Origin of the sequence: Neobacillus notoginsengisoli (assembly GCF_003515685.1) — a bacterium.
GTDB classification, from domain to species: domain Bacteria; phylum Bacillota; class Bacilli; order Bacillales; family Cytobacillaceae; genus Bacillus_D; species Bacillus_D notoginsengisoli.
This window is the reverse complement of record NZ_QWEG01000003.1, coordinates 351,607-363,682: the sequence shown is the minus strand read 5'-3', so window position 1 is coordinate 363,682 and position 12,076 is coordinate 351,607. Positions and strand designations below refer to the sequence as shown.

Sequence of the window (12,076 nt, the reverse complement as noted above, 5' to 3'; positions counted from 1 at the left end):
GTATAATAGAAAGCAAGTGATTAGCAGGGAAGTGATTATTTTGGGGAAAATTAAAATTGTGACTGATTCAACTTTGGACATGCCGAAAGAAATGATTGACCAATATGGGATTGAAATCGTCCCTTTGACGATCACTGTCGGCGGGCAAAATTATACCGATGGGGTCGATATCAGTCCGGTGCAGTTTTTGGAAAAAATGAAGCATGCGGCAGAGCTGCCGAAAAGCTCCCAGCCATCCGCGGGTGCTTTTCTTGAGGTGTATGACAGGCTTGGGGAAGAAGGGTACGAAGTCCTTTCCATCCATATGACCGGTAAAATGAGCGGCACCGTCCGTTCAGCCGAGAGCGCTGCTCAAATGACAAAAACGAAGGTAACGGTCGTGGACTCGAAATTCATTTCGAAGGCACTTGGCTTTCAGGTGAAAGAAGCCGCCAACATGGCAAGGGAAGGAAAATCGATGGATGAGATCCTTGCCCGGCTTGAGGAAATAAGTGAAAATACAAAATTGTATATTATGGTTGATACGCTCGAGAACTTGGTAAAAGGAGGACGGATTGGGAAAGGCAGGGCGTTCCTTGGTTCTTTATTGAACATCAAGCCAATCGCTTCCCTTGAAGGAGCCGAGTATAATCCTGTCACGAAGGTGCGGAGCCATACCCAGGTCGTTAAATTCCTTGCAAAACAATTCGCCGAGGACGTGAAAGGAAAAACCGTCAAGGGTGTTGGCATTGCCCACGCCGGAGCGATTGAACTCGCCGAAAAAGTGAAAGAGAGCATTTATGATCTGACAGGCTATGAAGGAATTGAAACGGATTATACAACCTCAATTATCAGCACACATACAGGGCCAGGTGCGATTGCTCTTATGTATTATTTTGACTAGAGATCAACTTGCTTTTTAGAAGCAAGCAAAACTCTTTCTTCTTGACCGCTTGTTTGTTAAACTATTCACGATTATATGTTATAAAGAGACGGTGAATTCATTGAAAATTAGAACGTTATTTTTGGCCATGGCTACAGCAGTACTGGTTCTGTCGGCCTGTGGCGACAAGGATATAAAGGGTGCGAAAAACTGGCCTGTCGAGGATTTTAACTATACGAACCAGGACAAAAAAGCTTTTGGCTTAAAGGATTTGGAAGGCAAAGTCTGGATGGCTGATTTCATCTTTACAAATTGTGATACAGTTTGCCCTCCGATGACAGCAAATATGGCTGAAATTCAGGAAATGGCGGCTGAAGAAGGGATTAAAAACATCGAATTCGTTTCCTTCAGTGTCGACCCAGAGACTGATACGCCTGAAGCCCTCAAGGAATATGCCGAGAAATTCGATGCTGACTTGAAAAACTGGAATTTCCTGACCGGCTTTGAACAGGAAGAAATCGAAGAATTCGCGGTAAAGTATTTTAAAACGCCTGTCGTCATGCCAAAAGAAGGCGACCAGGTGATTCACGGGACGAGCTTCTTCCTTGTAGGCAAAGATGGGAAAATCAAGACATTCTATTCAGGGGTAAGCAATGTTCCGTACGATGACATTATTAAAGATATAAAAACACTTCAGTAAGCCCTTTTAAAGGGCTTTTTTATATGGTATCATTCACGACGGATGCTATTAAACTATATTATAATTGTATAGAAAGGGAGTGAAACGGATGTGGAAAAAGATAACCTGGGTCATCATGGCCACTATGCTGCTTGCTTCTTGTCAGCCAAAGAAACCTGTGAGTCAGCCGGTCAGAGAGACGAAGGTGGAAGTTGAGAAGGTTATCCCCGAAGACTTCATTCCGCGTGATCTCACTGTGACGGCAGTGGGCGACTCCCTGACAGAAGGAATTGGTGACAGTACGGATTCCGGGGGCTATTTGCCATACTTAGAAGCGAAACTCGAACAGGAAAAAGGCATTGAAAATGCTGTCGTCCAAAACTATGGGGTAAAAGGCACGAGAAGCGACCAGTTACTGAAACGGCTGCGGAAGCAGGAAGTAGCTTCGGCAATAAAGGATTCAGATATGGTCATCATCACAATCGGCGGTAATGACATCATGAAGGTCGCAAGAAGGAATATTCTTAATATGCAGTATGATAGTTTTGCCAAAGAAAAAGATTCCTATATTGCCAGACTTGAAAAAATTATGGATTTAATTAGGAAAGAAAATCCGGGGGCCGCCTTAGTCCTAATTGGCACTTATAATCCATTTTTACAGTGGTTCCCCGAAGTTGAGGAGCTTGACCAAATTGTTTCCGATTGGAATGAAGCAGGGAAAAATGTCATCGCCTCATACCCGAATGCTTTTTTCGTGGGAATCGATGATATTTTTACTGATTTGCAGGTGAATCTGCTCTTTGACGACCAGTTTCATCCGAATGATAAAGGGTATCAGTTAATTGCAGAACGAGTTTTTGAAACGCTTGAAGAAGAGGCCTTGCCGGCAATTGCCGGGAATTCTGGTGCGGCGGGTGATGAGGAGAGTCGTGAATGAATAATCGTTGGAAAACAGCATTTTTTATTTTATTGGGGATCGTGGTGGCAGCCATTGTGACACTCATGATTCTTGTGGCCATCCCTCCTGAGGGCTCTAAGCAGGAGCGGGTCGGCATAAAGGAAGGCGACCGGGTTGAGTTTAACATCCGAACGAATAAAGAGGATGTCAATAAACTGGTCAATTATTATTTGGAGAAGGAAGTGTCCGAAACACCGGTCAACTACCGGGTCGAAGTCAAGGATGAGGTAGAGCTTTATGGGACTGTCCCGTTCTTCAGCCAGCAACTAAACATGAAATTGACGTTCGTTCCAGAAGCGCAGAAAAACGGCGACCTATTGTTGAGGCAAAAGTCTATTTCAGTCGGCCAACTGCATCTTCCGGTACCGTATGTGCTGGATTTCATCCGGAAGAGCTATGAGATTCCCAGGGGAGTAGAAATTCTCCCAAACGAACGGCAAATCTATATTCATATGCAAAAATTAAAACTGAAAAGTGATGCGAAACTAAAAGCCAATGCCTTTGATTTGGAAAAGGATGATATTTCGTTTACTTTGCTCGTACCGGTGAAATAAAATGAGTGCCCCTGTCAGAGGGCACTCATTTTAGTTTGATTGGGAGTTTTTCCAATTGGTTTCCATTGTGAATGATGCAAATTAAATAGGCCTCGTTCGCTTCAAAAGAGCAGTTTGGCATCGGAAGGAGGATCATTTTCGTTCCGGCTTTCCTTGCCTCGAGGTGAAAGCTGACGGGTGAAAGGGGAAGCCAGGGAGTAGCTGATAGATAGGCTGCGGACGGAAAAACAACATCCCCCTTATGGACAGACCAATCAACCTTGCCAAGGCGTGATGCCAAATGCAAAAAACAAGCCGCGGACTCACCTGGTGGTACAAGATGGTCGGCACTGAATTTAGCGATATCAACTCCAGTTTCATCCCCGGTGATCACTGCAAAGATTTTCTCCTCTTCCTGAATCGTGAAAACGTTTGACACGAGTAGCTTTCTGTTCACGTAAACGTCAATTTGGCATCTTCCGGGCGGAAAGGCTGCCAGGCTGCTGACTTGTTTAAAGGAAAGATCTTTAATGATTAACAGCCCATTTATAAAGACATCAATTTTGCCAAGATTGGGGTTGCAGTGAAACACTCGGCCAGTTCCCCTAGGTAACGGACCTTCGTCGTAAAATAAATTCATAGCTGTCGGTTGCGTTGCCATACAAGCCCTCCTTCTGGCTGTTTTGTTGTATATGTATGACTTACTCTTTCTGTTATGCAAAAATAATAGAAAAATTCCGTTTACTTTTTCATCTGGAATGAATATACTAAAGCTAACGATAAGAAAAGGCGGGTGAAGTGTAATGAGAAAAATGATCATTGTCGGTAATGTTGCTGTCTCTTGCACCACCCGTTCGGCCATTTAGGAAACAGGAACCAGTCTGTCCATTTCCAAAAGGATGAACCGCGGGTGTGCACGCCCGTGGTTTATTTTATTTTTGGGGAGGAAACGACTTGAATTTAAACATGATTGGTCTGAAAGAAGAAATGAGAGCGGAACTGGCGGCGTTTCCGGGGAAGGATGTTGTCCTCGGAAGAGTGGCGCTTGAGCATAAACATTTGTACCGGGTGTGGACGGAAGAAGGGGAGCTGCTTTGTGAAGTATCGGGGAAGCTTGCATTTTCCGCAGGCGGCAGGGAAGACTTCCCTGCTGTCGGTGATTGGGTCATTCTTTCTTCGAGAATTGAAGAAGGAAAAGGCACGATTCATGGGATTTTACCGAGGTTCAGTAAGTTCTCTAGGAAGGCTGCGGGGCAGACCGCGGAAGAACAAATTGTCGCCGCCAATATTGACACTGTTTTCCTCGTGAACAGCCTGAATGATGACTTGAATTTGCGCCGGATTGAGCGCTATTTATTGCTTGCGTGGGAAAGCGGCGCGAATCCGGTTGTTATTTTAAGTAAAGCGGATCTTTGTGAAGATGTTGGCGCCAAAGTGGCCGAAGTTGAGGCAGTTGCAATTGGCGTGCCAATTATACCAGTCAGTGCGGAAATGAATGAAGGCCTTGACCGTCTGGCACCATTTTTGAAACCAGGGAAAACCGTTGCCCTTCTAGGTTCGTCCGGCGTAGGGAAGTCGACGCTGACGAATTCGCTTCTCGGTGAGAAGAGGCAGGCAGTGAAGGAAATAAGGGAAGATGATGACAAGGGTCGCCATACAACAACACACCGCGAACTGATTCTTTTGCCAAACGGGGCAGTGTTAATTGACACTCCAGGAATGCGTGAGCTGCAGCTTTGGGATAGCCAGGATGGGCTGTCCGGTGCGTTCGGAGATATTGAAGAACTGGCGGAACTGTGCAAGTTCAGGGATTGCAGGCACACAGATGAGCCGGGCTGTGCGGTCCAGGCAGCGATTTTGCGTGGAGATTTGCCTGAAGACAGGCTGGCAAGCTATAACAAGCTTCAGCGGGAGCTTGCCTATATTGAACGAAAAGCCGATAAGCGCGCCCAATTGGAAGAGAAAAAGCATTGGAAAGCAATCCACAAACAGATGAGAAATGTTAAAAAGTGATGAAAGGAGCCTGTTTTCAGGCTCTTTTTTGCATTAACAGGTTATTCTGGCTGCTGGAGAGCCTAGTTGCAAAAATTCAATATTTCTTCCTATTCTGGCAAGGATAAGACAACTTGTTTTGAAAACCAATGAGAGTTCAGTATAATTTCATTAGTTATAACCGATGGGTTATAGGGAATAGGAATGAGGAACATGATTAGTAGGCACATGTTCAGTATTAGCGGAAAGGATGATCGAATTGGGTATTTTTAAAAATCTCTTCGGCGGTAAGAAAGAGGAAGTAAAAGAGGTTGAGCTCGTTGCTCCAATGACAGGTTTTGCGACACAGCTAGAAAATGTAGATGATCCAGTTTTTGCCCAGAAAATGATGGGGGACGGCCTTGCGATTGAGCCTTCTGAAGGAGTCGTTGTTTCTCCGGTGGATGGCGATATCATTCAAGTCTTCCCGACGAAACATGCAATCGGAATCAAAGCGGAAAACGGAGCGGAAATCCTTATTCATATTGGCATTGAAACAGTCGGGATGAAGGGCGAAGGTTTTACTACGCATGTGATGGAAGGGGACAAGGTCAGGAAAGGGGATAAACTTGTAACATTTGATATGGCGTTGGTCACTGAAAAAGCGAAAAGCACGGTTACACCGCTCATTATCACGAACAGTGACGCAATGGACGTTGAACCGCTTGCTTCCGGCAATGTCGAAAGAGGCACAACGCCATTTTTGAAAGTAACTGCAAAATAAAAGCCGCCATTTTGGCGGTTTTTATTTTGAATGTAAACTCTGCTTCCCTTTATTCGCCATTCCGCCGGACAGGATGAATTTCATCGCTTCTTCCGGCTTTACGTCAATGATTTCTACCTGGTCTTTCGGAATGAGAAAGGTGAAGCCAGCAACCTGGAAGGTTTGCGGAACATAAACGGCGACACTATCCTTTAAAGGGCTGTAAAAACTTTCAATGTCATCCGAAGTGATAAATCCGAGGCTTTTCATCTCTGTCCCCGGGATTGTAACGAGGGCCACTTTTGAAAACGACTTTTTCTCGCCCAGGAACGACTGGACAGTATCCTTTATGACCGAATAGACGGTTTTGACAACCGGGATCCGCTCGAGAAGCCGGTCAATCAATGTAATCAGTTTCCCTGTAAGGTATTTTGTTGATAGAAAACCGAGGAACGTAATCAGGACAATTGTCAGCAGCAGGCCGATCCCTGGAATATAATCATTCTTCATAAAAGGTTTTAGGACATTGCCAAGGAGACTGTCCAAAAAGACAAACGTTTTATAAATAACATAAATGACGATAATGATTGGGACAATCGTGATAATCCCGTTAATGAAATTTCTCAGCAGTGACTTCATTCTTCATCTCCAAAAACATTTTTCTCTATTATAGCCTTAGGAGCTTGTTTTTGAAACGATTAATCAGGCTTTTCGACGATGATCCCTTTTATGAAAACAGAAGGCGAAGTTCCGCTTCCGTCAGGATGAGACGATTCCCCGGTATGAACGAAACGGATTTTATGCGAACCTACACTCAATGTTGAAGCGATATAAATCGACCGCTCCCTTTTAAAAGGCCACCAGGTTGTAAGAATTGCTGCGTGTTTTCCATCAATGAACACATCGACCATTCCACCGTTCGGCATCCGGTCGAGCGTATAGCCAACCATAGTGCCGGTGAATTCATACTCAAGAAAACTTTCTTTTTCATTCGCAAAGTAGCCATTTCCGTCTTTCGTAAATCCTTCCATGGCCGAAGGTTTTGCTATCGGGACGTACTCCCGGCCAAGCGTTTTATGCATTGGAGCAGGCAAAGGAAACGTTCCAGGTTCATCCCCAGAAGCCAATTCCTCCACTTTTTTCAATATTTCCTCAGCATATAGGGCGTAGCCTTGTCCATTCGGATGAACCCCATCTTTCGTCAGCTTTTCCGAATCAAGGCCGGATTTTGCAAAAGGAATTCTCATATCGATATGGGCCGCGCCGTACCGGTCTGAAATGTCTTCAATCACTTTAGCAAATTCTGCATTCGTCAGGCAGCTTTCTGTAAACGTAAAAATGTCTGCAGCCGGATAATCGAGCTTGACCTGTCGGATCAGTTTTTCATAATAGAAAGAAAATTGCGCAGCATCCATATACTTTCTGTCATTTTCCCCGAAAACGAGAAAGACAAGATCTACGCCCAGTTCCGGTTTTTCAGTGGCATACTTTATGATTCCTTCGAAAGCCGTTGCGCCGCTCTGAACAAGTGAAAAGCGCCTGCCCCGTAAATCATAGGCATCCTTTATTCCTTTTTCAAACCGGGCGAACCAGGTGGCATTTTTTGATTCCGCACCAGATCCTCTGCCAATGCTGTCCCCAATGATAAGATAATTGTAGTCTTTTCCCGCTTTGATTTTGTGAAAAAATCCTTGTTCAGACGCCTCTGTTCCTTTGGCGGATGTAAACTCGCTTATCGCTAAAAATAAGCAGATAAACCCAAGGACAGCCGGCACAAACACTTTAAATAAACGACTCTTCATTTTCAAACTCCTAACAATGTCATCATATTGTTATTTTAACGTAATCTTTTTGAAATAAAATCAGTTGAAATACCTATTTTTTTGGGTATTCACGCTTCGGGATGGTTTGGTATGATAATGTTGTTTTAACAATGACTGCGGAGGGATTGGATATGCTGCCAAACGGACTTTCGCCGGGTGACGAAATCAGGGTGATCGCCCCATCAAGAAGCATGGATTTAATCAAAAGCGACCAAGTGAAACTTGCTATTAGCAGGCTTGAGGGCCTTGGATTCAACGTGACATTCGGGAAGAATGTCCATGGCCATGATGAGTTTTTCAGCTCTTCTATAGGCAACAGGATTGACGATTTACATGAGGCGTTTTCCGACTCGAATGTTAAAGGCATGCTGACTGTCATTGGCGGGTATAATTCTAATCAGCTCCTGAAGTATATTGACTGGGATCTTATAAGAAGAAACCCGAAAGTCTTTTGCGGATACAGTGACATCACAGCCTTATCGCTGGCTATTTATCGGAAAACCGGACTAATTACATATTCTGGTCCGCATTTTTCCACTTTCGGGATCAAGCACGGACTTGACTATACACTCAGCTCCTTTCTGGAAGCGGTGACGAATGACGCGCCATATGAAATCGAGCCATCTGGCGTTTGGAGCGATGATGCTTGGTATCTTGACCAGGAAGACAGGAATTTTATCAGGCAAAATGGCTTTACTGTTATCCAGGAAGGACAGGCTGAAGGGACATTAATTGGTGGAAACTTATGTACGATGAACTTGCTGCACGGAACAGAATTCATGCCTTCACTTAAAAATTCGATTCTTTTTATCGAAGATGATCTGGAATCCCATTCATTGACTTTTGAACGGAACTTGCAATCCTTGCTTCATCAACCCGGTGCAGACGGGATAAAAGGCGTGTTAATTGGAAGATTCCAGAAGGATTCCCAAGTCACGGAGGATGCATTGAAATCAATCATCCATTCAAAGGCGGAGTTGAAGGGCATCCCGGTGATCGCGAATGTAAACTTCGGCCACACTCAGCCACTGGCGACGATTCCAGTTGGTGCTTATGCTAGTATGAAGGCTGTTGATGGCGAAGTTAAAATCGAAATCGACCAAACAAGGCTCCACAAAAATCCATTATCGCAATAAAAGTAGACGTAAACCTAGGAGAGGATTCATATGAGGAAATCATTCTATCACTTTTTAATGAAATACAGGCATCCGAAGCCGCCGGATGACATTAGCGAGTTTGCGAATGCGGCTTTTCGGGACCATGGATTCCCAAAAAACTCGGAGGATTATGAAGAAATCACCCTTTACCTCGAATTGAACGCGGATTATTTAAAATCAATGGCGGTTTTCGATGAAGCCTGGCAGGAATATGTACAAACTGAGCAACGCTAAAACCCTTTCCTAAACTTGGAAAGGTTTTTCTTTTTTGCCTCGTGTGCGCTTAAACACCACAAGCATATACTATTGTAATCATTTCAATCAGGAGTCAGGGGGTGAATCAGATGGAGAAGAGGAAGAAACCGAAGTACGCAAAGGGTGATACGGTTGTCATCCTGATGTACGGCACAGTCGGAAAGGTGACGGATATCAAGTGGATGGGCAGCAAGTATGCATATGAAATTAACAATAGTGAAGGGCTTTACGTTGAATCCTCGCTCCAATTGCTTTCGGAGTACGATGGCACCCCGTTGGAGCAGGAACATCTTGATATAGAGTACAAATTTTTCTTTGGCGATCTCGTCCAGGTAAAGGGATATGGGAATGACCTTTTTAGGGTTGTGGGGGTCAGGACAGAGATTTGGCGCTATAAAGAAGATGCATGGGAGGATATTATTTACGAGCTTGCCAGGGTAAAAGACGGAGAATGGCTCGAAGCCGGGGAAGAGGAACTCACTTTACTTGCGGATGCTGAGCATGCTGACACCTTTATTAAGAAGCTGGGGTTTTTATCCATCATCGGCAAGCAAGAAAAAACGGCCCAGTCCAGGACAGAGAGTAAAAATACGAAATCGGAAGAAGCCCAGGAGCTAGAAAAAAGAAGGCAAAAAAGGGAGCTAGTTGACAGTCTATTGGACATCTATAATGATTACAGGATTTTACATCAGCTTTTTGGGGACCGGGAATACGCCCAGGTCATGGAGGTAATCGTAAAAAAGCTTCAGGAAATCCACAAAAACGATGAAAAAAAACACGTCTGAATGGATTATTCACCATTTCCCCGTTTTTCCACCACCACCATTCTTTTAGTCTCACCCATATGAAAAACGTTTTATTTTGGCATCACGCATGAAAAACAATTGAGGTTCATACATTCTGTAAAAAGGAGGCGACGCGAATGAGAGAAATTGAAGTCATTATAGACACTGAGGAAATTGCAGAATTTTTCTTTCATGAGCTTACAAAAAGAGGATACGTCCCAACAGAAACGGAGCTTGAGGAACTAGCTGATATTACTTTTGATTACCTCCTGGATAAATGCATAATTGATGAGGAAAATGGATAAAGAGAAACAAGCGGCCTGCTGGCATGGGCCGTATTTTTTTGAAAAAATGAATCGCCTCTGAAACATTTACCTGGCCCAAACGTATACATACCAATTACAACGCCAGGGATATTTCACAGTACATAATGTTCAAAATAAAGGAGGAGGAAAGAGAATGTCGTTTTTTAACAAAGTATTGGCAAGTGTAGGAATTGGCAGTACAAAAGTGGATACGAAACTTGAAAGGGACACTTTTGCCCCAGGAGATCCTGTTAAAGGGATCGTGGAAGTAACGGGTGGCAGCATTGCGCAAAGTGTGGATTCAATTTATCTTATCCTCAATACAGCCTACCTTAAAGAGTCTGATGACAAAAAACATTATGTAAATGCAGCAATTGACCGGTTTAAAATCTCCGAACCTTTTCATATTGGGGCGGGTGAGCGGAAACAAATTTCCTTTTCGTTCAGACTTCCCTTGGATACGCCTGTTTCAATAGGTAGGACAAGGATATGGGTGTCAACGGGGCTGGATATAAAAAATGCCATGGATCCGACTGATACGGATTATATAAGGGTTGTACCAACTTCCGGAATGGCATCCATCCTTTCAGCTGTTGAAGAGATGGGCTTCCGCCTTAGAGAAGCGGATTGTGAACATGCGCCTTACAGGATGCGCCGTAGACTGCCATTTGTGCAAGAGTTCGAATACATCCCTGTTTCCGGAAGCTTCAAAGGGCGTCTTGATGAGCTGGAAGTGGTGATGTTTCCTGTTGGAAACGGGGAAATCGAAGTGCTTATGCAGGTTGACAGGCGTGCCAGGGGGATTGGCGGACTGTTATCAGAGGCACTGGCGACGGATGAATCGAATGTAAGGGTCGTTGTGACTTCAACGGACGCAGCCACTGTGAGGCAGCAACTGCAGACCGTGATCGAGCGTTACTCATAATCTAAAAAAGGAGCATTCCTGCTCCTTTTTTAGGTGTTTTTTCGTTTTTTCGCTGAAAACTCTTTCGCGTGGGCTTCATGCTCGGCAACAATTTGCTCTGGCGGAATGTGATTGTTTTTCTTCGGTGCGTTAATGCGGTTCCGGTCCTTTTTCCCCATTTTCATTCCTCCTTAACTGATAGAAATTTTTGCAAGAAAAGCAGAATGATTTTATCCCACTTCTTTCATAGTCTTCTCTAGGAAACGTTTTAATATTATTCGCGTTTATGATATGATTGTTAAGTGGTTAGACATCTTACAATTGAATTAGGAGGCAAAAATATGAGTATACATATTGGTGCAAAAGAAAATGAAATTGCTGACATCGTCCTATTGCCTGGAGATCCACTCCGCGCAAAATATATTGCAGAAACTTTCCTGGAAGATGCAAAATGCTATAACGAAGTCCGGAACATGTTCGGCTATACGGGAACCTATAAAGGAAAAAGGATTTCTGTTCAGGGAACTGGAATGGGCATCCCGTCTATTTCTATTTATGTGAATGAGCTCATCGAGAGCTACGATGTGAAAACACTTATTAGAGTAGGAACATGCGGCGCGATCCAAAAAGATGTTAAAGTACGCGATGTCATTCTTGCTATGACTGCATCCACCGATTCCCAAGTCAATCGCTTGAATTTCGGCGGAATTGATTACGCACCGACAGCTAACTTCGAATTATTGAAAAACGCCTATGATGCGGGTCTTGAAAAGGGCTTGAATTTAAAGGTGGGGAACGTATTTACTGCCGATTTGTTCTACAATGACAATGCGGATCACGAAAAGCTTGCCCAATATCAAATCCTTGCTCTTGAAATGGAAACGACTGCCCTTTACACACTCGCAGCAAAATACGGAAGAAAAGCACTTTCCGTATTGACTGTAAGTGACCATATCATTACTGGCGAAGTCACAACTTCAGAAGAGCGCCAGATGACATTTAATGATATGATAGAAGTGGCTTTGGAAGCGGCAATAAAGGAATAACACACAACTTGGTAAATCAGGCTCTCTCCATTAGG

16 protein-coding genes are annotated in these 12,076 nt (G+C 44.0%); 12 read left to right on the top strand and 4 right to left on the bottom strand.

The window, feature by feature from the left end; genetic code table 11:
• The first annotated feature begins 40 nt into the window (after positions 1-40).
• From D1B31_RS06470 to D1B31_RS06455, 4 genes are all read left to right on the top strand, one after another.
• The gene (locus D1B31_RS06470; RefSeq protein WP_118919919.1) at positions 41-883 is read left to right on the top strand and encodes a DegV family protein; all 843 of its coding nucleotides are present in this window, start codon (positions 41-43) and stop codon (positions 881-883) included.
• Positions 884-1,010: 127 nt separating this feature from the next.
• Positions 1,011-1,562, top strand: a complete 552-nt coding sequence (locus D1B31_RS06465; protein ID WP_118919996.1) for an SCO family protein — start codon at positions 1,011-1,013, stop codon at positions 1,560-1,562.
• An 88-nt stretch (positions 1,563-1,650) separates the two neighbouring features.
• Positions 1,651-2,478 (top strand): SGNH/GDSL hydrolase family protein, encoded by an 828-nt coding sequence (locus D1B31_RS06460; protein WP_240035190.1) that lies wholly within the window; start codon positions 1,651-1,653, stop codon positions 2,476-2,478.
• On the top strand, positions 2,475-3,053 hold the full coding sequence (locus D1B31_RS06455; protein WP_118919918.1) for a YpmS family protein: 579 nt from the start codon (positions 2,475-2,477) through the stop codon (positions 3,051-3,053). Before D1B31_RS06460 ends, D1B31_RS06455 begins: the two co-directional genes overlap by 4 nt.
• Positions 3,054-3,078: 25 nt before the next feature.
• Here the strand turns inward: D1B31_RS06455 and D1B31_RS06450 are convergent, their stop codons facing one another.
• A complete protein-coding gene (locus tag D1B31_RS06450) occupies positions 3,079-3,693 on the bottom strand; it encodes a DUF4397 domain-containing protein (RefSeq protein ID WP_158587480.1) in 615 nt (204 codons plus the stop codon).
• 293 nt (positions 3,694-3,986) lie between these two features.
• On the opposite strand from D1B31_RS06450, the gene rsgA reads away from it, so the two are divergent.
• Both rsgA and D1B31_RS06440 read left to right on the top strand, forming a co-directional pair.
• The gene (gene rsgA, locus D1B31_RS06445; protein WP_420846073.1) at positions 3,987-5,045 is read left to right on the top strand and encodes a ribosome small subunit-dependent GTPase A; all 1,059 of its coding nucleotides are present in this window, start codon (positions 3,987-3,989) and stop codon (positions 5,043-5,045) included.
• A 244-nt stretch (positions 5,046-5,289) separates the two neighbouring features.
• Entirely contained in the window at positions 5,290-5,787 is a 498-nt protein-coding gene (locus D1B31_RS06440) for a PTS sugar transporter subunit IIA (protein ID WP_118919993.1), read from the top strand.
• 21 nt (positions 5,788-5,808) lie between these two features.
• Here D1B31_RS06440 and D1B31_RS06435 read toward each other — a convergent pair whose 3' ends face one another.
• Together D1B31_RS06435 and D1B31_RS06430 are read right to left on the bottom strand one after the other, a co-directional pair.
• Positions 5,809-6,405, bottom strand: coding sequence for a DUF502 domain-containing protein (locus tag D1B31_RS06435; RefSeq protein ID WP_118919916.1), 597 nt, complete (start codon positions 6,403-6,405; stop codon positions 5,809-5,811).
• Between the two features lie 59 nt (positions 6,406-6,464).
• Complete coding sequence (locus D1B31_RS06430) at positions 6,465-7,568, bottom strand: SGNH/GDSL hydrolase family protein (RefSeq protein ID WP_118919915.1); 1,104 nt, start codon at positions 7,566-7,568, stop codon at positions 6,465-6,467.
• 152 nt (positions 7,569-7,720) lie between these two features.
• On the opposite strand from D1B31_RS06430, the gene D1B31_RS06425 reads away from it, so the two are divergent.
• The 5 genes from D1B31_RS06425 to D1B31_RS06405 all read left to right on the top strand — a co-directional run bounded on the left by D1B31_RS06425 (position 7,721) and on the right by D1B31_RS06405 (position 11,016).
• Entirely contained in the window at positions 7,721-8,725 is a 1,005-nt protein-coding gene (locus D1B31_RS06425) for a S66 family peptidase (RefSeq protein ID WP_118919914.1), read from the top strand.
• Positions 8,726-8,755: 30 nt separating this feature from the next.
• Complete coding sequence (locus D1B31_RS06420; protein ID WP_118919913.1) at positions 8,756-8,980, top strand: YozE family protein; 225 nt, start codon at positions 8,756-8,758, stop codon at positions 8,978-8,980.
• A 110-nt stretch (positions 8,981-9,090) separates the two neighbouring features.
• Entirely contained in the window at positions 9,091-9,786 is a 696-nt protein-coding gene (locus tag D1B31_RS06415; RefSeq protein ID WP_118919912.1) for a hypothetical protein, read from the top strand.
• Positions 9,787-9,923: 137 nt separating this feature from the next.
• Positions 9,924-10,091, top strand: a complete 168-nt coding sequence (locus D1B31_RS06410) for a YozD family protein (protein WP_118919911.1) — start codon at positions 9,924-9,926, stop codon at positions 10,089-10,091.
• 154 nt (positions 10,092-10,245) lie between these two features.
• Complete coding sequence (locus D1B31_RS06405) at positions 10,246-11,016, top strand: sporulation protein (protein WP_118919910.1); 771 nt, start codon at positions 10,246-10,248, stop codon at positions 11,014-11,016.
• A gap of 29 nt (positions 11,017-11,045) precedes the next feature.
• Here D1B31_RS06405 and D1B31_RS25010 read toward each other — a convergent pair whose 3' ends face one another.
• Complete coding sequence (locus D1B31_RS25010; RefSeq protein ID WP_275670700.1) at positions 11,046-11,174, bottom strand: hypothetical protein; 129 nt, start codon at positions 11,172-11,174, stop codon at positions 11,046-11,048.
• A 162-nt stretch (positions 11,175-11,336) separates the two neighbouring features.
• Here D1B31_RS25010 and deoD point away from each other — a divergent pair, with 162 nt between their 5' ends.
• Entirely contained in the window at positions 11,337-12,041 is a 705-nt protein-coding gene (gene deoD / locus D1B31_RS06400) for a purine-nucleoside phosphorylase (protein ID WP_118919909.1), read from the top strand.
• The last annotated feature ends 35 nt before the right edge of the window (positions 12,042-12,076 follow it).